This window comes from bacterium (genome assembly GCA_030654305.1).
Classification (GTDB): Bacteria; Krumholzibacteriota; Krumholzibacteriia; order LZORAL124-64-63; family LZORAL124-64-63; genus PNOJ01.
In genome coordinates this window covers 1-19,652 of sequence record JAURXS010000326.1, presented here as the reverse complement: position 1 = coordinate 19,652, position 19,652 = coordinate 1, and the positions used below count along the sequence as shown (strand labels likewise).

At 71.6% G+C, this 19,652-nt stretch carries 15 protein-coding genes; all 15 read left to right on the top strand.

The annotated features are described in order from the left end of the window. Positions 1–106 precede the first annotated feature (106 nt). Positions 107–2,920, top strand: coding sequence for a DNA polymerase I (gene polA, locus Q7W29_09365; GenBank protein ID MDO9172027.1), 2,814 nt, complete (start codon positions 107–109; stop codon positions 2,918–2,920). After that, positions 2,913–3,596, top strand: a complete 684-nt coding sequence (coaE, locus tag Q7W29_09360; protein MDO9172026.1) for a dephospho-CoA kinase — start codon at positions 2,913–2,915, stop codon at positions 3,594–3,596. Before polA ends, coaE begins: the two co-directional genes overlap by 8 nt. Next, positions 3,593–4,697 (top strand): peptide chain release factor 2 gene (prfB, locus tag Q7W29_09355; protein MDO9172025.1). Its coding sequence is split into 2 segments (ribosomal slippage): positions 3,593–3,658 and positions 3,660–4,697, totalling 1,104 coding nucleotides; the frame shifts between segments, so codons are not numbered across the junction. The genes coaE and prfB overlap by 4 nt, the downstream gene beginning before the upstream one ends. 17 nt (positions 4,698–4,714) lie before the next feature. Then, complete coding sequence (gene lysS / locus Q7W29_09350) at positions 4,715–6,190, top strand: lysine--tRNA ligase (GenBank protein ID MDO9172024.1); 1,476 nt, start codon at positions 4,715–4,717, stop codon at positions 6,188–6,190. A 7-nt stretch (positions 6,191–6,197) separates the two neighbouring features. Beyond that, on the top strand, positions 6,198–7,448 hold the full coding sequence (locus Q7W29_09345; protein MDO9172023.1) for an ABC transporter permease: 1,251 nt from the start codon (positions 6,198–6,200) through the stop codon (positions 7,446–7,448). 10 nt (positions 7,449–7,458) lie between these two features. Beyond that, complete coding sequence (locus Q7W29_09340; protein MDO9172022.1) at positions 7,459–8,151, top strand: ABC transporter ATP-binding protein; 693 nt, start codon at positions 7,459–7,461, stop codon at positions 8,149–8,151. Between the two features lie 154 nt (positions 8,152–8,305). Next, on the top strand, positions 8,306–10,786 hold the full coding sequence (locus Q7W29_09335) for an ATP-dependent Clp protease ATP-binding subunit (protein ID MDO9172021.1): 2,481 nt from the start codon (positions 8,306–8,308) through the stop codon (positions 10,784–10,786). Positions 10,787–10,994: 208 nt separating this feature from the next. Continuing rightward, positions 10,995–13,298, top strand: coding sequence for an outer membrane protein assembly factor BamA (gene bamA, locus Q7W29_09330; protein ID MDO9172020.1), 2,304 nt, complete (start codon positions 10,995–10,997; stop codon positions 13,296–13,298). A gap of 37 nt (positions 13,299–13,335) precedes the next feature. Beyond that, positions 13,336–13,872 carry an OmpH family outer membrane protein gene (locus tag Q7W29_09325; protein MDO9172019.1) on the top strand — a complete coding sequence of 179 codons (537 nt, stop codon included), beginning with the start codon at positions 13,336–13,338 and terminating at the stop codon, positions 13,870–13,872. Positions 13,873–14,002: 130 nt separating this feature from the next. Further along, the gene (gene lpxD, locus Q7W29_09320; protein MDO9172018.1) at positions 14,003–15,055 is read left to right on the top strand and encodes a UDP-3-O-(3-hydroxymyristoyl)glucosamine N-acyltransferase; all 1,053 of its coding nucleotides are present in this window, start codon (positions 14,003–14,005) and stop codon (positions 15,053–15,055) included. A 20-nt stretch (positions 15,056–15,075) separates the two neighbouring features. Then, positions 15,076–16,389, top strand: a complete 1,314-nt coding sequence (gene lpxC / locus Q7W29_09315; protein MDO9172017.1) for a UDP-3-O-acyl-N-acetylglucosamine deacetylase — start codon at positions 15,076–15,078, stop codon at positions 16,387–16,389. Positions 16,390–16,410: 21 nt separating this feature from the next. Then, positions 16,411–17,232, top strand: a complete 822-nt coding sequence (gene lpxA, locus Q7W29_09310) for an acyl-ACP--UDP-N-acetylglucosamine O-acyltransferase (protein ID MDO9172016.1) — start codon at positions 16,411–16,413, stop codon at positions 17,230–17,232. Between the two features lie 61 nt (positions 17,233–17,293). Then, a complete protein-coding gene (gene lpxB, locus Q7W29_09305) occupies positions 17,294–18,478 on the top strand; it encodes a lipid-A-disaccharide synthase (GenBank protein MDO9172015.1) in 1,185 nt (394 codons plus the stop codon). Further along, positions 18,475–19,089, top strand: a complete 615-nt coding sequence (locus Q7W29_09300) for a DUF374 domain-containing protein (GenBank protein MDO9172014.1) — start codon at positions 18,475–18,477, stop codon at positions 19,087–19,089. The genes lpxB and Q7W29_09300 overlap by 4 nt, the downstream gene beginning before the upstream one ends. Next, a partial coding sequence (locus tag Q7W29_09295) for a tetraacyldisaccharide 4'-kinase (protein MDO9172013.1) occupies positions 19,086–19,652 on the top strand: 567 nt, incomplete at its 3' end. The genes Q7W29_09300 and Q7W29_09295, both read left to right, overlap by 4 nt.

The window sequence follows — 19,652 nt, the reverse complement described above, 5'->3', positions numbered from 1 at the left end:
TCCGCGACCGCCTGCGGCGCGGCGAGCTGGCCGCGGACCTGCTGCCGCCGGCCGTCGCGGCCTACGTCCGCGAGCGCCGTCGGTACGGCGGCGGAAAGGACCTCCCTTGTCGCTGATCCTGGTCGACGGTTCGGCCCTGGTCTACCGGGCGCACTTCGCGTTCGCGGGCCGGCCGCTCGCCTCGCCGGTCGGTGAGCCGACGTCGGTCGCCTTCGGGTTCTGCATGGGCGTGCTGCGCGTGATCGAGGCGCGGCAGCCGTCGCACCTGGCCGTGGTCTTCGACCGCCCCGGTCCCGTCTTCCGCCACGCGATGTACCCCGCCTACAAGGCCAACCGCAAGCCCATGCCCCCGGAACTCGCCGCCCAGCTGCCGCGGTTGCGGGAGGTGCTGTCCGCCTGGGGCGTCGCGGTGCTGGAGCAGGACGGCTACGAGGCGGACGATCTCATGGGGACGCTGGCCCGCCTCAGCGCCGACGTGGCCGAACGGGTGTGGTTCTACACCGGCGACAAGGATTTCCAGCAGCTGCTGGACGAGCGGACGGGCATGCTCAAGCCCGGGGCGCGCGGCGCCGAGATCATCGAGGTCGGGCCGCGGGAGGTGCAGCGCGAGTTCGGCGTGGCGCCGCGCACGCTGGTCGACATCTTCGCCCTCTGCGGCGACAGCAGCGACAACATCCCCGGCGCCCCCGGCATCGGCATCAAGACCGCGGCCAAGCTCGTGGCCGAAGCCGGCTCGCTCGACGAGCTGTACCGGGATCTCGGGCGGCCCGGCGTCACCGCGCGCCTGCGCCGCATCCTGCTGGAGAACCGCGAGCAGGTCGAACTCTCGCGCCGCCTGTTCACCATCGACGAGCACGTCCCCCTGACGCCGGACTGGGCGGCGATGCGCACGGTGCTGCCCGCGAACGAGGCCTCGCGCGCGCTGTTCGCGGAGCTGGGACTGCGGCAGGTCCAGGCGCTGAGCGACCGGCTGGCCGCGCGCGGGCACGGCGGGACCGTCCCGCGTGACGCCCCGGCCGCGCCGCCCGCAGACGCGGCACCGGCCGCCGTCGCGTCCTCGCCGGCGCCGCCGGCGACGCCGGACGGTCCGGACTACCGCCTGCTGGCGACACCGCAGGACCTGGCGGCCTGGCTGGCGGCGCTGCCCCCGGGCGTGCCCCTGGCCGTCGACACCGAGACCGACGGGTTGCGCACCGACCGCGCCCGCCTGGTGGGGATCTCGCTGGCCTGCCGCCCCGGCGCCGCGGTCTACGTCCCGGTGCTGGAACGGCGCGGCGAGGCCCAGGGCTCCCTCTTCGCCGCCGCGGCCGAGATCGACCACCTGGCGTGGATCCGCCCCCTGCTCGCCCCGGTCCTGGCGGACCCGACGCGCGAGAAGGTGGGCCAGAACCTGAAATTCGACGAGTGGATCCTCGACCGCCACGGCCTGCCCCTGGGCGGCCCCCGCTTCGACACCATGGTGGCCGCCTACGTGCTGGACCCCTCGCGCCTGAGCTTCGGTCTCGACGAACTGTCCCGGGACCGCCTCGGCACGACGCCGATCCCGTACGCCGGCCTTTTCGCCGACGGCGACCGCGTGCGCGACATCCTGGGCGTGCCCCTGGACCGCCTCTGCACCTACGCGGCGGAGGACGCCGACCTGACCCTGCGCCTGCGCGGGGTCTTCGCGGCGGAGCTCGCCGCGGCTCCCGACCTGCAGCGGCTGTTCCGCGACCTCGAGATGCCGCTTTCGGAAGTCCTCTACCGGATGGAGCGCCGCGGCATCCGCGTCGACACGGGATTCCTGGCCTCGGTCGGCGACCGGTTCCGCGCCGAGCTCGCCGATCTCGAGGTGCGCATCCACGAGGTGGCCGGCGGTCCGTTCAACGTGCAGAGCCCGAAGCAGCTGGCCGACGTCCTGTTCGAGCGCCTGAAGCTGAAGCCCTCCAAGAAGACGTCCTCGGGCTGGAGCACCGATGTCTCGGTCCTCGAGGACCTCGCGGCGGAGCACCCGCTGCCCGCCCTGGTGCTCGAGCATCGCCAACTCGCAAAACTCATGGGCACTTACGTCGAAGCCCTCGTCCAGCTCGTGAACCCGGACAGCGGCCTGGTCCACACCTCGTTCAACCAGGCGGTGGCGGCGACGGGGCGCCTGTCGTCCTCGGATCCGAACCTGCAGAACATCCCGGTGCGCTCGGAGAACGGCCGCCTGATCCGGCGCGCCTTCGTGCCGCGCGACCCGGGCGCGGTGTTCCTCTCGGCCGACTACTCGCAGATCGAGCTGCGGCTGCTGGCCCACCTCAGCGGCGACGCGGAGCTGATCGCCACCTTCCACGCCGCCGGCGACGTGCACCGCCGCACGGCGGCCCTGATCAACGGCCTCCCCGAGGGCGAGGTGACGATGCAGATGCGCTCGCGCGCCAAGGCCATCAACTTCGGGGTGATCTACGGGATGGGCGCCCGCGCCCTGGCCCGCCGGATCACGGTGAGCGTGCGCGAGGCGGCGGCCTTCATCGACGCCTACTTCCGGACGTACCCGGGCGTGCGCGACTACGTGACGGCGACGCGCGAGGCCGCCCGCCGCGACGGCTTCGTCACGACCATGTCGGGCCGGCGGCGGCCGTTGCCGGACATCGCGTCCGACGACCCGCGCCGGCGCAGCCTGGCCGAGCGCATGGCGGTCAACACGCCGATCCAGGGCGCCGCCGCCGATCTCATCAAGCAGGCGATGCTGCGCGTCGACGGCGAGCTGCGGCGGGGCGGCTCGCGCGCGCTGCTGCTGCTGCAGGTGCACGACGAGCTGCTGCTGGAAGTTCCGCGCGACGAGCTCGCGGACGTCTCCGCCCTGGTGCGTGGGGCCATGGAGCAGGTCGCGACGCTCGCCGTGCCCCTGGTCGTGGACGTGCACGACGGCGCCGACTGGGCGGCGGCCCATGGTTGAGCGACCGCCCACGGTCGAGCCGCGCCGCCCGGACGGGCGGCTCCTGCGGCGCTGGGTGGTGACCGGTCCCATCGGCGCGGGCAAGTCGCAGGCCGTCGCCGAAATGGCCGCGCTGGGGGCGAGGGTCGTCGACGCCGACGCCGAGGGTCGGGCCCTGCTCGCGGAACCGGGGATGCCGGCGGCCGTGGCGGCCGCCCTCGGACCCGACGTGCTGCGCGGGGGCGAGGTGGACCGCGCCGCGGTCGCCGCGCTGGTCTTCGCCGATCCCGGGGCCCTGGCGCGCCTGAACGCCCTGACGCACCCGCGCCTGGCGGCCCGCCTCGACGCGCGCCTGCGCGAGCACGAGGCGGCGGCCAGGGAGCCGGGTCTTGCGGTCGTGGAGGCCGCCGTGTACTTTCTGCTTCCGCCGTTCGGACCGGTGGATCTGGTGGTGGTGGTCGACGCCCCGCTGGAACTCAGGGTGAGCCGCCTGGCCGCCTCGGGCCGGTTCGACGCCGCGGCGGCCCGCGTCCGCGCCGAGGCCCAGCGTTCCCTGCTGGGCGCCTACACCCGCGCCGACGTCGTCTTGAGGAACGAGGGCGGACCCGAAGACCTGCGACGCGCGGTGCGCGCGCTGGTCGCCGCCCGCGCGCCGGAGCTGACCAGCCCGGACGCGCCACCCCGGGAGGGGCCATGAAGGAGCAGTTCGACGAACTCCGCGCCCAGCAGGACCGGCTCGCGCGCCTGAAGGAGGGGCTTTGACCTCCCGAAGCTGCAGTCGGAATTCGCGGCCCTGCAGGCGCGCCAGTCCGAGCCGGGCTTCTGGCAGGACCGGGCGGCCGCCGAGCAGGTGACCCGCCGCCAGCGCGTGCTGAAGAGCTGGCTGGAACCGGTCGCGGCCGCCGAGACGTCGGCCGCCGACCTCGGGGTGCTGGCCGAACTGGCCCAGCAGGAGCAGGACGAGGGCGCGGCCGCGGAGGTGCGCGACGGCGTCGACGAGCTGGTCCGGCAGCTGGACCGGCTGGAGTCGCAGTTCCTGCTCAGCGGGCCGGACGACGCGCGCGGCGCCCTGCTGGAGATCCACCCGGGCGCCGGCGGCACCGAGAGCCAGGACTGGGCGGAGATGCTGCTGCGCATGTACCGCCGCTACCTCGAGCGCAACAAGCTCGCCTTCGAGGTCCTGGACCTGCAGGCGGGCGAGGAGGCCGGCGTCAAGAGCGCCATCCTGGAGATCAAGTCCGAGTTCGCCTACGGCTACCTCAAGAGCGAGTCCGGCGTGCACCGCCTGGTGCGCATCTCGCCCTTCGACGCGCAGAGCCGGCGCCACACCTCGTTCGCCTCGGTGTTCGTCTTCCCGCTCATCGAGGACGAGGTCGAGGTGGAGATCAACGAGCAGGACCTGCGCATCGACACCTTCCGCGCCAGCGGGGCGGGCGGCCAGCACGTCAACAAGACCGACAGCGCCGTGCGCATGACCCACCTGCCGACCGGCCTGGTGGTCCAGTGCCAGAGCGAGCGCTCCCAGCTGCGCAACCGCGAGAGCGCCCTGACGATGATGCGGGCGAAGCTGTACATGCGGAAGCTGGAGGAGGAGCGCCAGAAGCGGGCGGCCATCGAGGACGAGAAGATGGAGATCGCCTGGGGCAGCCAGATCCGCTCCTACGTGCTGCAGCCCTACACCAAGGTCAAGGACCACCGCACCGAACAGGAGACGGGCAACGCCGTCGGCGTCCTGGACGGCGACCTCGAGCCCTTCATCGACGCGTACCTGCGCCAGACCAGCCGCGCCGCCCGCTGAGCGGCCGAGGAGGCCCCGTGTCCGAGAACGAGCCGCAGCCCCTGCACCGCCTGGTCGAGGAGCGCCTGCGCAAGCTGGAGGCGCTCGCCGCGCGCGGCGAGCCCTACCCGTACCGCTACGACCGCACGCACACCAGCGCCGGCCTGGCCGCGGACGAGGCCGCCCTCACGGCCGCCGGCGCCGAGGTCCGCATCGCCGGCCGCATCATGGCCAAGCGCAGCGCCGGCAAGACGATCTTCCTGCCGCTGCAGGACGGCGAGGGCCGCATCCAGATCTACGCCCGGCGCGACGACCTCGGCGAGGAGGACTACGAGGCCTTCAAGAAGCTGCTGGACCTGGGCGACCTGATCGGCGTCTCGGGGAAGCTCTTCCGGACCAACACCGGCGAGCTGACGGTGCACGTCGCCGCCTGGCAGCTGCTGGCGAAGTCCCTGCGCCCCCTGCCCGAGAAGTTCCACGACATGAGCCTCGAGCTGCGCAGCCGCAAGCGCCACCTCGACCTGATCATGAACCCGGAGTCCCGCGACCGTTTCCGCCGGCGCTCGGCGCTGCTGGACCACGTGCGCCGCTTCCTGATCGACCGGGACTTCCTGGAGGTCGAGACGCCCGTCCTGCAGCCCCTGTACGGCGGCGCCACGGCGCGCCCCTTCACGACGCACCACAACGCGCTCGACCAGCGCCTCTACCTGCGCATCGCCGACGAGTTGTACCTCAAGCGGCTGATCGTGGGCGGCCTGGAACGGGTCTTCGAGTTCTGCAAGGACTTCCGCAACGAGGGGATGGACCGCACCCACAACCCCGAGTTCACGATGATGGAGTGCTACGCGGCGTACTGGGACTACCATGACATGATGGAACTGGTCGAGACGCTCATGCGCCAGCTGGCCGAGAAGTTCGGCGACGACGGGCGCATCTCCTACGGCGGTCACGAGCTGGACTTCAACGGCGGCTTCCGGCGGCTGCGCTTCCTGGACGGGTTGCAGGAGAAGACCGGCGTCGACTTCCGCGGCCTCGGCCGCGAGGAGATCCGGGCCCACGCCGAGCGGCTCGGCGTGCCGGTGCGGCCCGAGATGGGCGCCGACAAGATCCTCGACGCGATGTTCGGCGAGCTGGTCGAGCCGACCCTCATCCAGCCGACCTTCGTGATGGACCACCCCAAGGAGCTGTCGCCGCTGGCCAAGGGGCATCGCGACGACCCGGCCCTGGTCGAGCGCTTCGAGGGCTTCGTGGCCGGCTTCGAGATCTGCAACTCGTTCTCCGAGCTGAACGACCCGCGCGAGCAGCGCCGCCGCTTCGCCGACCAGATGGTGCTGCGGGACAAGGGGGACGACGAGGCCCAGGTCATGGACGAGGACTACCTCGAGGCCCTGGAGATCGGCATGCCGCCGACCGGCGGTCTGGGTATCGGCCTCGACCGCCTGGTCATGCTGTTCACGGACTGCAACGCGATCCGCGACGTGCTGCTGTTCCCGGCCATGCGCCCGGAGGAGTGAGCGGGACATGCGCTTCGCCCTCTACATCGCCCGCCGCCACCTGCGCAGCCGCCGCCGGTCCCGGTTCGTCAACCGGGTCACGGTGACGGCCATCGCCGGCATCACGATCGGCGTCATGGTCCTGGACCTGACGCTCGCCATCATGAACGGCCTGCACGTCGAGCTGCGCAGCACCTTCGTCGACAACATGCCCATGGTGACGATCGTCTCGACCCGTCCCGAGGGTCTGCGGGACGTGGGCGCCGTCATGGACCGCATCGGCGCCGTACCCGGCGTCGAGGGCGTGGCCCCCTTCGTGCGCCAGGAGGTGGTCGCCAGCTTCGGCCGCCGCGGCGTGCCGGCCCAGCATCGCGCCGCCGTGGTCTGGGGCGTCGAGCCCGACCTGCAGGAGGCGGTGACCCCGCTGTCGCGGCACCTGCTGCCGCCCGAGGGCAGCCTCCGCGCCCTGCGCGGCGCCGCCGGCATGCCGGCGGTGGTGGTGGGCGCCGAACTGGCCGCCTCGCTCTACGCGGGCCTCGGCGACACCCTGGTGATCACCACGCCCCGCGGCGAGCTCGACCTGCAGAACCTGGCGTCGGAGAGCCGGCGTTTCGTGGTCGCCGGCTTCCTGGACACCGGCCTCTACGACTTCGACGCCCGCTTCGTCTACATGCCGCTGGCGGCCGCGCAGGAGTTCTTCGGCTACGCGTCCGACGGCGTGACGGCGATCGGCGTGCGCGCCGCCGACATGATGGCGGCGCCGGAGCTCGGCGAGGCGATCCGCCGGGAGCTGGGTCCCTTCGACTACGCCGCCAACGACTGGATCGCCCTGAACCGCAACCTCTTCGACTGGGTCCGCTACGAGAAGGTCATGATGTTCGTGCTGCTGGGTCTGGTGATCCTGGTCGCGGCCTTCAACATCGTGGGCATCCTGACCATGATGGTGGGCGAGCGGCGGCGCGAGATCGGTATCCTGCTGTCCATGGGCGCGCGGCGCCGCCAGATCCAGACGATCTTCCTGCTCGAGGGGTGCTACGTGGGCTTCTGGGGCACGGCGCTCGGGACGCTGCTGGGCTGGCTGGGCACCGTGTACCTCGACAAGGTCGGCATCCGCATCCCCGGCGACGTCTACTTCATGGACCACGTGCCGGTCGTGGCCCAGGCGGGCGACTTCCTGGGCGTGGCCGCGGCCGCGCTGGTGATCACCCTGCTGGCGACGCTGCTGCCCAGCGGCGAGGCCGCCCGGCTGCGGCCCATGGACATCATCCGCTACACCTAGAGAGGCGACGGTGGCACCCATCCTCGAAGCCCGCCGGCTGGACAAGAGCTTCCCCCGCGCCGGGGGAACCGTGACCGTCCTGCAGGGCTGCGACTTCGCGCTGGCGGCCGGGGAGAACGTCGCCATCATCGGCCCCAGCGGCGCCGGCAAGAGCACCTTCCTGAATCTGGTCAGCGGCCTGGACGCCCCGACCGCCGGCGAGATCTTCTACGAGGGGAAGCCGCTGACCGGCCTGGACGCCGACGGCTGGGCCGACTGGCGCCGCGCCTGCGTCGGCTTCGTCTTCCAGTTCCACTTCCTGCTGCCGGATTTCTCCGCCCTGGAGAACGTCCTGATGCCGGCGCGGCTGCGCGGCGAGGCCGGGGCGCCGGCGCGCGCGCGGGCGCTGTCGCTGCTGGACCGGATGGGCCTGGCCGACCGCGCCGGCCACCTTCCCGGCGAGCTGTCCGGCGGCGAGCAGCAGCGCGTCGCGGTGGCCCGAGCCTACATGAACGCGCCGCGGCTCGTGCTCGCCGACGAGCCCTTCGGCAACCTGGACCTGCAGAAGGGCCGCGAGCTGGCCGACCTGCTGCTGGCCCTGGGCCGGGACGAGGGCAGCTCCCTGATCGTGGTGACCCACGACCTGTCCCTGGCCGCCCGCACCGACCGCATCCTGGAACTGCGCGACGGATGCCTGGCCGCGGCTCCCGCCGGCCTGGGCTGACCGGCGCGCGCTCAAGCCCGTCCGGCTCCGACCGATAACGTCCGGGAGCACCCCCGCCGGTGGTCCCGGCGGGCGGCCTGCTGTATATTGAGCGCGGCGACCGGAGGGTCCCCCGCCATTCGGCGGCCAGTACGGCGAACGGAGGCGCGAGAGCATGAACGACCGCTTCACCCAGAGAGTGCGCAAGGTCCTGTTCCTGGCCCGTGACGAGGCCGGCCGGATGCAGCACGACTACATCGGCACCGAGCACCTGCTGCTGGGGATCATCCGCGAGGGCGAGGGCATCGCCGCGCGGGTGCTGCAGCGCCTCGGCGTCGACTTCGTGCAGATCCAGCAGTCGATCGAGGAGATCGTCAACCCGCAGAGCGGGACGATCACCATCGGCGAGATCCCGTTCACGCCGCGCGCCAAGCGCGTGCTGGAGATCTCCATCGATGAGGCCCGCATCCACAACCACAACTACGTGGGCACCGAACACCTCCTGCTGGCCCTGATCAAGGAGGGGGAGGGCGTCGCCGCGCGCGTCCTGCAGGAGCTGGGCGCCGACCACGAGAAGGTCCGCCGCGAGGTCCTGAAGATGCTGGGCACGGTCGAGCGCCCCGCCGACGCCGACAAGGCCGTCAAGAAGCAGGAGACGCCGGTCCTCGACCAGTTCGGCCGCAACCTCACCGACATGGCCCGCGACGGCAAGCTCGACCCGACCATCGGCCGCAACCGCGAGATCGAGCGCGTGATCCAGATCCTCTCGCGCCGCAAGAAGAACAACCCGGTGCTGATCGGCGACCCCGGCGTGGGCAAGACCGCCATCGCCGAGGGCCTCGCCTCGCGCATCGTGGAGGGCAAGGTCCCGGGCACGCTGCGGGACAAGGAGATCGTCACCCTCGACCTCGCCAGCGTGGTGGCCGGCACCAAGTACCGCGGCCAGTTCGAGGAGCGCCTCAAGCAGATCATGGCCGAGATCCGCGAGAACGAGCACATCATCCTGTTCATCGACGAACTGCACACGATCGTCGGGGCGGGCGGCGCCGAGGGCGCCATCGACGCCTCGAACATGCTCAAGCCGGCGCTCTCGCGCGGCGAGATCCAGTGCATCGGCGCCACGACGATGGACGAGTTCCGCAAGCACATCGAGAAGGACGGGGCGCTGGAGCGCCGCTTCCAGACCGTGATCGTCAACCCGCCGAGCGAGGAGGAGACCGTCGCCATCCTCTTCGGCCTGCGCGACCGCTACGAGGCCCACCACCGCGTCAAGTTCGACGACGACGCGATCAAGGCCGCCGTCTGGCTGAGCAACCGCTACATCTCCAGCCGCGCCCTGCCCGACAAGGCGATCGACGTGATCGACGAGGCCGGCTCGCGGGCCCGCCTGTCGATGGCCGTGGTGCCGCCCGACCTGCGCCAGATGGAGACCCAGATCAACGAGGTGGTCAAGGAGAAGGAGGCCGCCATCCAGGCCCAGGAGTTCGAGAAGGCCGCCCGCTTCCGCGACGAGGAGAAGGAGCTCAAGCGCCAGCTCGGGGACCTGAAGAAGAACTGGAAGGTCGAGTCGAGCGACAGCGCCGCCATCGTCGACACCCGCCTGGTCTGCCGCGTCATCGCCGACATCACGGGCATCCCGGTGTCCGAGGTGGAGGAGGAGGAGACCCGCAAGCTCCTGCGCATGGAGGAAGAGCTCGGCAAGTGGATCATCGGCCAGGCCGGCGCGCTCGACGCCGTCTCCAAGGCGATCCGGCGCAACCGCGCCGGCCTGCGCGACCCCCGCCGCCCCATCGGTTCCTTCCTGTTCACCGGTCCCACCGGCGTCGGCAAGACCGAGGTGGCGCGGCGCCTCGCCGAGTTCATGTTCGGCGACCAGACGTCGCTCATCCGCGTGGACATGAGCGAGTACATGGAGAAGTTCTCCGTCTCGCGGCTGGTCGGCGCGCCCCCGGGCTACGTCGGCTACGACGAGGGCGGCATGCTCACCGAGAAGGTGCGCCGCAAGCCGTACGCGGTGATCCTGCTGGACGAGATCGAGAAGGCGCACCACGACGTCTTCAACATCCTGCTGCAGGTCCTCGAGGACGGCCAGCTGACCGACAGCTTCGGCCGCACCGTCGACTTCAAGAACACGGTCCTGATCATGACCTCGAACGTGGGCAGCCGCCGGGCCAAGGAGAGCAAGCCCCTGGGCTTCGATTCCGAGCAGAAGGGCTACCACGACACGCGCCTGCGCGCGGTGGTCGACCAGGACCTCAAGCGCACCTTCAGCCCCGAGTTCCTGAACCGCGTCGACGAGCTGATCTTCTTCAACTCGTTGGGTCAGAAGGAGATGCACGACATCGTCGAGATCATGCTCCTGGACGTGAACAAGCGGCTCAAGAACATGGCGATCGTGTTCGAGTTCTCGCCGGCGGCGAAGGACTTCCTCTGCCGCGTGGGCTACGATCCCGAGCAGGGCGCGCGACCCCTGCGCCGCGCGATCCAGAAGTACGTCGAGGACCCGTTGAGCGAGAAGCTGCTGCGCGGCGAGATCCGCAGCGGGAGCGTGCTGCACGTCGACGCCGGCAACGACAAGCTCACCTTCGCCATCGAGGCGCTCCCGGAGATCGGGGCGCCGGCGGCCCTGACGGTGGACCCGGTCGCCGGGGCCTGACCCGGACCGCAGCGGGATCTTGGGCGGGGAGCCGGCGGCTCCCCGCTCTTGCGTTCGGGGGCGCCGGCGTCCACATTCGGGGGAACCCCGCGGGCGGCCGCGCGTTGAACCCGCCGACGGCGCGCTGCGCTGTTGCCGGGGGGCGCCCCCTCTGCTACCATGCCCCGGTTTTCCGCGGCTGCCCCGCACCTCGAACCGGAAAGACGGGATGAACCTCCACTGGACCCCGCGCGCGTCCGTCCTGGCGATCGTCGCCGTCTGCCTGGCGGGCGCGGCCGCCGCCGCCCCGATCACGGCCATCGAGGTGGTCGGCGCCCGGACCGTCGGCGCGCGCCAGGTGGCGTCGTGGTCGGAACTGGAGGAGGGGCGCGAGTACTCGGCCGACTTGGTGGCCGCGGCCATCCGCAACCTCTTCGCCACCGGCAAGTTCGCCGACGTGCGGGTCTACCGGCAGGTCGAGGCGTCGGGCGTGCGCCTCACGATCAACCTGCAGGAGTTCCCCCGCATCCGGCAGGTGGTCTTCCGCGGCAACGAGAAGGTCAAGGAGGAGGACCTGCGCACGGCGTACCCGCCGGCGGTGGGGCAGTTCGCCAACCCGGCGGTGCTGACCCGCGAGCTCGAACCGCTGCGCGTCCTCTACCAGGAGAAGGGCTACTACAGCATGACCGCCCACCTCGACTCCTCGACGGTGGACGCCGGCAACCTCGAGACGGTCGTGGTGACGATCGACGAGGGCGGCAAGATCAAGGCCCGCCGCATCGAGTTCGAGGGGAACGCGGTCTTCACCGACGAGCAGCTGCGCAAGCAGATGAAGCAGTCCACGGGCGGCTTCCTGAAGAGCGCCACCTTCAAGAAGCAGCAGTTCGAGGAGGACAAGGCGCGCATCGTCGCCTGGTACCAGGACCACGGCTACCTCGACGCGACGGTCGACGCGGACGAGCTGGCCTTCGTCGAGGACCGCGAGAAGGTCGACCTGACCCTGCGCGTCACCGAGGGCCCGCTCTACAGCGTCGGCGACGTGAACTGGGAGGGCAACGTCGTCTACGACGACATCGCCGTCGCGCGGCTGATCACGCTGGAGAAGGGCCGGACCTTCCGCGAGGGCGAGTACCAGGAGACCCTGCAGGCCCTGCACTCGCTGTACTGGGACTCGGGCTACATCTACATCACCATCGAGCCGGAGCGGCACATCCGCGACCAGGTGGTGGGCCTCACCTTCCGCTTCCAGGAGGGCTCGCCGGCGCGGGTGCGCAGCGTCCAGGTCGTCGACAACCTGAAGACCCACGACGCCGTGGTCCTGCGCGAGATGCAGGTCTTCCCGGGGGACGTGTTCAGCAACTCCCTGGTCGGCCTGTCGCAGCGCGACATCTTCCAGCTGGGCTTCTTCGAGGACGTGCAGGTCGACTTCGCGCCCGCCGACACCGAAGGCGACATCGACCTGGTGATGAAGGTCAAGGAGAAGCAGACCGGGCAGTTCTCGTTCGGCATGGCGTACAGCGCCCAGACCTCGGCGACCGGGTTCATCCAGGTCCAGGAGACCAACTTCCGCGGCCGCGGCCAGAACCTGGGCGTGGCCTGGCAGTTCGGCTCGCGGCAGCGCTACGTCGACCTGAACTTCACCGAGCCCTGGTTCCGCGGCACGCCGACGCTGGTCGGGGCCGACCTCTTCGACCGCTACCAGTACAACTTCGACGACTTCTACGAGAGCCGCGTCAAGGGGCTCGCCCTGCGCCTCGGCCGCCGCATCCCCGGCACGCGCTACTCGCGCGTCGGCCTGCGCTACGAGCTGTCCGAGACGCGCCTGTCGAACTTCAGTTCGGCCTACGTGAACTACCTGGATGTGCTCGAGGACCAGATCGGCGCCGACGGCATCCCCTACGAGCGCCTCGACGCGGTCGACTGGCCGCGCACCAAGAGCTCGGTGACCCTGAGCCTGTCGCGCAACTCCACCGACAACCCCTTCTTCCCGACGCAGGGCTCGAAGACCACCTACAGCGCCGAGTTGTCGGGCGGCCTGCTCGGCGGCGAGATCGACTACCACAAGCACGAGCTCAAGCAGTCCTACTTCCAGAAGCTGCCCGGGGGCTTCGCCCTGAACCTGCGCACCTCGCTGGGCCTGATCGTGGGCCTGGGTTCGGCGGACGGCGTGCCGGACTACGAGAAGTTCCGCCTCGGGGGCAACCGGATCTACCCGCTGCGGGGGTACCGGGACCTGGAGGTCGTGCCCCGGGGCAACCCCGGCTTCATCGGCGGGCGCTTCTACACGATCATGAACGCCGAGATCCTCTATCCCTTGACGAAGGCCGTCCAACTGCTAGGTTTCGTCGACCAGGGCGATACCTGGAACAGCTTCACCGAGGCCGACTTCACGAACCTGCGCAAGGGCGCCGGCTTCGGTGTGCGCGTCGAGGTGCCCATGATGGGCACGATCGGCTTCGACTACGGCTACGGGTTCGATCGCGCCGGCGGGGCCGGCTGGGAACCGCACTTCAACTTCGGCACCTTCTTCTAGGACGCCGGACAACGCGCCCCTCGGCGCCGGAGGTATCATGAACCGCAACCCGATCTCACGCGCCGCCGCCGCGCTCTGCCTCGCCTGCCTGCTGGCGCCCCTGGGCGCCGCCGCCAAGGAGGCCAAGCCCCTGGCGGTGGTCGATTCCGAGCGCATCGTCCAGGAGTACGGCGCGGCCCGCGACGCGCAGGCCCAGTACCAGAAGTTCCTGCAGGGCCTGGAGCAGGACATCAGCGACCGCGAGAAGGACCTGCAGCGCGCCGCCGAGCAGATCGAAAGCCAACGGATGCTGCTGGGGGAGGACGCCCTGCGCGTGAAGATGCAGGAGTTCGAGAGCCAGAAGGCGGACTACTACCAGTTCCGGCAGGGCCTCGAGGGTCGCGCCGAGAGCGAGTACAAGGCCAAGATCCAGCCCATCATCGACCAGGTGAAGCTCATCGCCGAACGGATCGGCAAGGAGCAGGGGTACGGGATCATCGTGGACGCCGCCTCGCTGACCACCCTGTACATCGACGCCGAGGTGGACCTGACCGACGAGGTCCTGTCGGCCCTGGTCAGCGGCACGGAGAAGTGAGGACTGTTTTCGGTTGACACCCGGGGTCCGCCGCACGACATTTTGATCGTCTTTTTCAACGAGCGACGCGCCCCCCTTCGTTCGCGAACCGGACGGAGCGGGGCCGTTTCATGATCGGGGATCCGGCCGCATGGGCTACCGACTGAGCGAACTCGCTGCACGATTGGGCGTGCCCTGGGAGGGGCCGGACGACCCGGAGATCCTGGGGGTGGCCGGGTTCGAGGACGCCGGTCCCGGTGACCTCACCTTCGCGGTCGACCGCCAGCGCGAGTCCGGACTGGCGGGCGCCGCCGCCGCCGCCGTCGTGGTGCGCCCCGGCGTGCCGTGCCCGTTGCCGACGCTGCGGGCCGACGATCCCCGGGCCGTCTTCACGCAGGTCCTGGCCCTGTACGCGCCGCCCCTGTCGCGCGTGTTTCCCGACGGCCGCCACCCGACGGCCGTGGTGGACCCGACCGCCGAGCTGGCCCCCGACGTCGCCCTGGGGCCCTACTGCGTGGTGGGTCCCGGCGCCAGGATCGGCGCGGGCTGCCGGTTGGGCCCCCACGTGGTGGTCGAGGCGGACGCGGTCCTGGGCCGGCGCTGCCTGCTGCACGCGGCGGCGCAGGTGAGGGAGCGCTGCGTCCTGGGCGACGAGGTGATCCTGCACGGCGGGGCCGTGGTCGGCAGCGACGGTTTCGGCTTCCATCCCGGCCGCGCGGGCCTGGTGAAGATCCCGCAGATCGGGATCGTCGTGCTCGGTGCGCGGGTCGAGGTCGGTGCCAACACGTGCATCGACCGCGCCACCACCGGCGTGACCAGCGTCGGCGAGGGCACCAAGCTGGACAACCAGGTCCAGATCGCCCATAACGTGACGGTGGGCCGCCACTGCGCGATCTCGGCCCAGAGCGGGATCTCGGGCAGCTGCCGCCTGGGAGACGGGGTCACGCTGGGCGGACAGGTCGGCATGGCCGACCACCTGGAGCTGGGGGACGGGGTCAAGGTGGCGGCCAAGAGCGGGATCACCCGCGACGTGCCCGCCGGGCAGTCGATCTTCGGCTACCCGGCGATCGAGTTCCGCAAGGGTTTCAAGGTCGTGGCCCTCACGCACCGCCTGCCGGAGCTGTTCCAGCGCCTGGCGAAGGTCGAGGCCGCGCTGGGGCGTCGCCGCGAGGGCAAGCCGGCCGACGCCGTGCGCGACGACTGACGCGGGGGAGGAAGACCGACGTGCTCATCCTGCAGAAGACACTGGGCCGCCGCGTGGCGATGACCGGACGGGGGCTGCATTCCGGCTCCGAAGCCGTGGTCGCCTTCTGCCCGGCGCCGCCCAACACCGGCCTGGTGTTCCGCGTGCCGGGACCCGACGGACGGGTGGAGATCCCGGCCCGTGCCGAGTGCGTGCCGGCGGGCCACCACGGCGTGCGCAACACCACGCTCGAGCGCGGCGGTGCCCGCATCCTGACCGTGGAACACGTGCTGTCCGCCCTGAGCGGCATGGGCGTCACCAACTGCTACGTCGAGCTGGACGGGCCCGAACCCCCGGAGCCCCGCGCCGGCAGCACGCTGGAGTTCGTGGCCCTGCTGGACGAGGCCGGGATCGTGGACCAGGGCCTGCCCGCGGCCTTCTACCGGGTCGACGTGCCCGTCAGCTACCGCGACGGTGACGTGTCGCTGGAGGTGGCCCCCGACGACGGCCTGCGCGTCACCTTCCACATCGACTACGACGACCCCCTGATCGGGGTGCAGGTCGCTTCCTTCCTGATCACGCCGGAAGTCTACCGGCGCGAGATCGCCCCCTGCCGCACCTTCGCCCTGCAGCGCGACGTCGAGAAGCTCAAGGCCATGGGGCTGGGCAAGGGCGGCACCCTGGACAACGCCATGGTCGTGGCCGACGGGCAGCTGCTCAACGACACGCCGTTGCGCTTCCCGGACGAATTCGTGCGCCACAAGATCCTGGACCTGATCGGCGACCTGGCGCTGGTGGGCGTGCCGCTGCAGGGACACGTGACGGCGCGGCGTTCCGGCCACGACGCCAACATCAGGCTGGCGTCCCTGCTCGCGGAGAAGGAGCGGCGCGGCACGCGGATCTACCCGTCCCGCGCGCCCGTCTACTGGGACATCGCCTCGATCATGAAGGTGATGCCGCACCGCTACCCGCTGCTGCTGGTGGACCGCATCCTGGAACTGGAGACCGGCAAACGGGTCGTGGGCATCAAGAACGTGTCGATCAACGAGCCGTTCTTCGTGGGGCATTTCCCCGGCCATCCGATCATGCCGGCGGTCCTGATCACCGAGGCCATGGCCCAGGTCGGCGGCGTGCTGCTGATGAGCAGCGTGGACCACCCGGAGACGAAACTTGTTTACTTCAGCGGGATCGACGGTGCAAGATTCCGGCGTCCGGTCACGCCCGGAGACCAGATCCGTTTCGAGCTGGAACTCGTGAAATTGCGGGGCCCCCTCTGCAAGATGCGGGGCTGCGCTTTCGTGGACGGCGAACTGGTGGCCGAGGCCGACCTCATGTCGACGATCGTGGACCGCTGAACGGTCCCGGGGAGGATCAACGTGGCGAATCCGATCATCAAGCGCGCGGGCGAGATCAGGCCGGTCCGACCGCCCGAGATCCACCCGACCGCGGTGGTCCATCCCGACGCCCGCCTCGGTCACGGCGTCAAGGTGGGCCCCTTCGCCATCATCGGCCCCCACGTCGAGATCGGCCCCGAGTGCGAGATCGGCTCCACGGTGCTGATCGAGGGCCACACCACGCTCGGCCGCGGCAACCGCATCTTCCACGGCGCGGCGATCGGCACCGAGCCGCAGGACCTCAAGTACCGCGGCGAGCTCAGCTACGTCGAGATCGGCGACAACAACGTCATCCGCGAGTATGTCACCGTCCACCTCGCGACCGGCGATAACGAGAAGACCCGCATCGGCGACGGCAACATGCTGATGGCCTACGTGCACGTGGCCCACAACTGCCTGATCCAGGACCACTGCATCCTGGCCAACGCGGTGAACCTGGCGGGGCACGTCGAGATCGGCCGCTGGGCCATCGTCGGCGGCATGACCCCCGTCCACCAGTTCGTGCGCATCGGCGAGCACGCCTTCATCGGCGGCGGCAGCCGCATGGCGCAGGACGTGGCGCCCTACATCCGGGTCGCCGGCAACCCGGTGGAGGTCCACGGCCTCAACAGCGTGGGCCTGAAGCGCCGCGGCTTCGACGAGGCGACGCTGCTGAACCTCAAGAACGCCTACCGCCTGCTGTTCCGCAGCGGCCTGAACGTGAGCCAGGCCCTGGAGCGGATCGCCCTGGATTGCACCCTCGACCCCTACATCGAGGAGCTGATGGCCTTCATCCGCCGTTCCGAGCGCGGCATCGTCCGCTGACGGCGGCCAGCCCAACCGGAGACGGCGCCGCGAAGGCGCCGTCGGATCCCGGGGGAAACCGGTGACGACCCGCCCGGCCGCCAAGTCCCCGCACATCCTGTTGTCCTGCGGCGAGGCGAGCGGCGACCGCTACGGCGCGGCGCTGCTGACGGCCCTGCGCGGGCGTCTGCCCGACGCGCGCTTCTCGGCCCTCGGGGGCGACGCGCTGCGCGCGGCCGGGGCCGAGATCGTGCAGCCGTCCGACCGCCTGTCGGTGATGGGTCTGGGCGAGGTGCTCGGGGCGCTGCCGGTCCTGCTGACGGCCCGCCGGCGGCTGCGCGACCTGCTCTCCGGCGGCGACGTGGACCTCTTCCTGCCCGTCGACTACCCAGGCTTCAACCTCGGGATCGCCCGGCACGCCCGCGGTGCCGGCGTGCCCGTCTTCTACCTGATCGCGCCGCAGCTCTGGGCCTGGGGCGCCTGGCGGGCCGGCGGCGTGCGCCGCGCGGTGGACCGCCTCGGGGTCGTGCTGCCCTTCGAGGAGCGGTACTTCCGGGCCCGCGGCATCCCGGCCGTCTCCCTCGGGCACCCCCTGGTCGAGGACCACCCCAAGTCGGAGGTCGACCGCGCGCGCCGGCGGCGCGAGGAGCGCCTGCTCGATCCCGCGGCGCCGCTGACGATCGGGCTGCTGCCGGGCAGCCGCGCCCAGGAAGTGCGCGCGCTGCTGCCGGTGCTGCGCGAGGCCTTCGTCCGCCTGCGGGCGGACTCGCCGGGACGCGTGCTGCGGGGCGTCGTCAGCCGCGCTCCCGGGGCGCCCGTGCCTGACGACCCCGGCGACGGCCTGAGCGTCAGCGGGGAGCCGCTGGCCTCCCTGACGCGCGATCTCGACCTGGCGCTGGTCTGCAGCGGCACGGCCTCGCTCGAGGTCGCGCTGGCCGGCGTGCCGCACGCCCTGGTCTACCGCACCTCACCGCTGACCTACGCCCTGGCCCGCCGCCTGGTGCGCCTGGACTGGATCGGGTTGGCCAACCTGGTGCTGGAGCGCCCGACGGAACGCCCGCTGGTGCGCGAGTTCGTCCAGGACGCGGCGCGACCCGCGGCCCTGGCCGCCGACCTGCAGGACTGGCTGGCGTCGGGCGCGCGGCGGGCGCGCTTCGCCTCCGGCGTGGACGAACTGCGCGAGCGCCTCGGCGGCGCCGGCTTCTGGGACCGCGCCGCCGACGAGGCCGTGTCCCTGCTGCGCGAGCGGACCGGGGACGGGCGATGAGCGCCGGCGCGTCCCAGTCCCTGAAGCTCGCGCTGGCGCGCCCCGCCTGGCGCCTGCTGGCGACCACCGTGCGCCGCGCCCCCGCCGCGGGGACGTCGCGACGAGGGGCGATCATCTTCGCCAGCCTCCACCGCGACATGATCCCGGCCGCGCTGCACGTGCAGCCGGCGCGGGCCTCGCTGCTGGTCAGCCAGAGCCGCGACGGCGACATCCTGATCCGCACGCTCGGGTCCGACGGGTTCGGCTTCGTGAGGGGCTCGACCGGCAGGGACGGCGCCGACGCCCTGCGTTCCCTGCTGGAAGTCCTGCGCCGCGGCGGCGCCGTCGGTCTGGCCGTGGACGGCCCGCGCGGTCCGTTCGGGACCGTGCACGAGGGCGCGGTCCTGCTGGCCCGCCTGTCGGGCTCGCCGATCGTGCCGCTGCGCGCCCGTCCGGGACGCCACCTGTCGCTGCGGACCTGGGACCGGACGATCGTCCCGCTGCCCTGGGCGACGGTGGCGATCGAGGAAGGCGCGGACGTGCGCGTCCCGCGCGAGGCCGAAGCTGCGTCCTGCGCGGCGGTCGCCTCGAACTTGGGAGCCTGGCTGCGGGGCGAGAGGAGCGGCGCATGACGTCCGGCACCCATTTCCGCGGCGCGGTCCTCGATCTGCGCGGCGGGGCGAGGGGACGCGTCGAGGACGCCTGGCGGCGCTGGGAGACCCGGTTGCCGCGACTCGCCGCCTGGATCGAGCCCTGGTCCGACGCTTGGGGCGATGCCGAGCTGCGGCGGCGCCTGTCGTCGCGCGGCGTGCCGGAGGCGCGGCCCTTCCTCGTTTCGGTGGGCAACCTCGTCGCCGGCGGCACCGGCAAGACGCCGGTGGTGCTGGACCTCGCCCGGCGGCTGTCCGCCGCGGGGCTGCGCGCGGCCGTGCTGACCCGCGGCCACGGGGGCCGCGCCGCGGGGCCCCTGCGCGTGCGACCCGGCGATCCGGACTGCGGCGACGAGGCGCGGCTGTTGGCGGCCGCCCTGCCCGCGGAGCCCGTCGTCCAGGCGCGCCGGCGGCGGCAGGGCCTCGCCTTCCTGCTGCGCGAGGCGCCCGGTTGCGACATCGTGCTGCTCGAAGACGCGCACCAGACCGCCGGCTTGCCCCGGCACCTCGACGTGCTGATCCTGGACCGCTGGGAGCGGCGCGCG

Coding starts and splice junctions, on each gene's coding strand:
- lpxD (MDO9172018.1), top strand. CDS start 14,003: ATGGGCTACCGACTGAGCGAACTCGCTGCACGATTGGGCGTGCCCTGG.
- Q7W29_09335 (MDO9172021.1), top strand. CDS start 8,306: ATGAACGACCGCTTCACCCAGAGAGTGCGCAAGGTCCTGTTCCTGGCC.
- Q7W29_09325 (MDO9172019.1), top strand. CDS start 13,336: ATGAACCGCAACCCGATCTCACGCGCCGCCGCCGCGCTCTGCCTCGCC.
- Q7W29_09300 (MDO9172014.1), top strand. CDS start 18,475: ATGAGCGCCGGCGCGTCCCAGTCCCTGAAGCTCGCGCTGGCGCGCCCC.
- bamA (MDO9172020.1), top strand. CDS start 10,995: ATGAACCTCCACTGGACCCCGCGCGCGTCCGTCCTGGCGATCGTCGCC.
- coaE (MDO9172026.1), top strand. CDS start 2,913: ATGGTTGAGCGACCGCCCACGGTCGAGCCGCGCCGCCCGGACGGGCGG.
- Q7W29_09345 (MDO9172023.1), top strand. CDS start 6,198: ATGCGCTTCGCCCTCTACATCGCCCGCCGCCACCTGCGCAGCCGCCGC.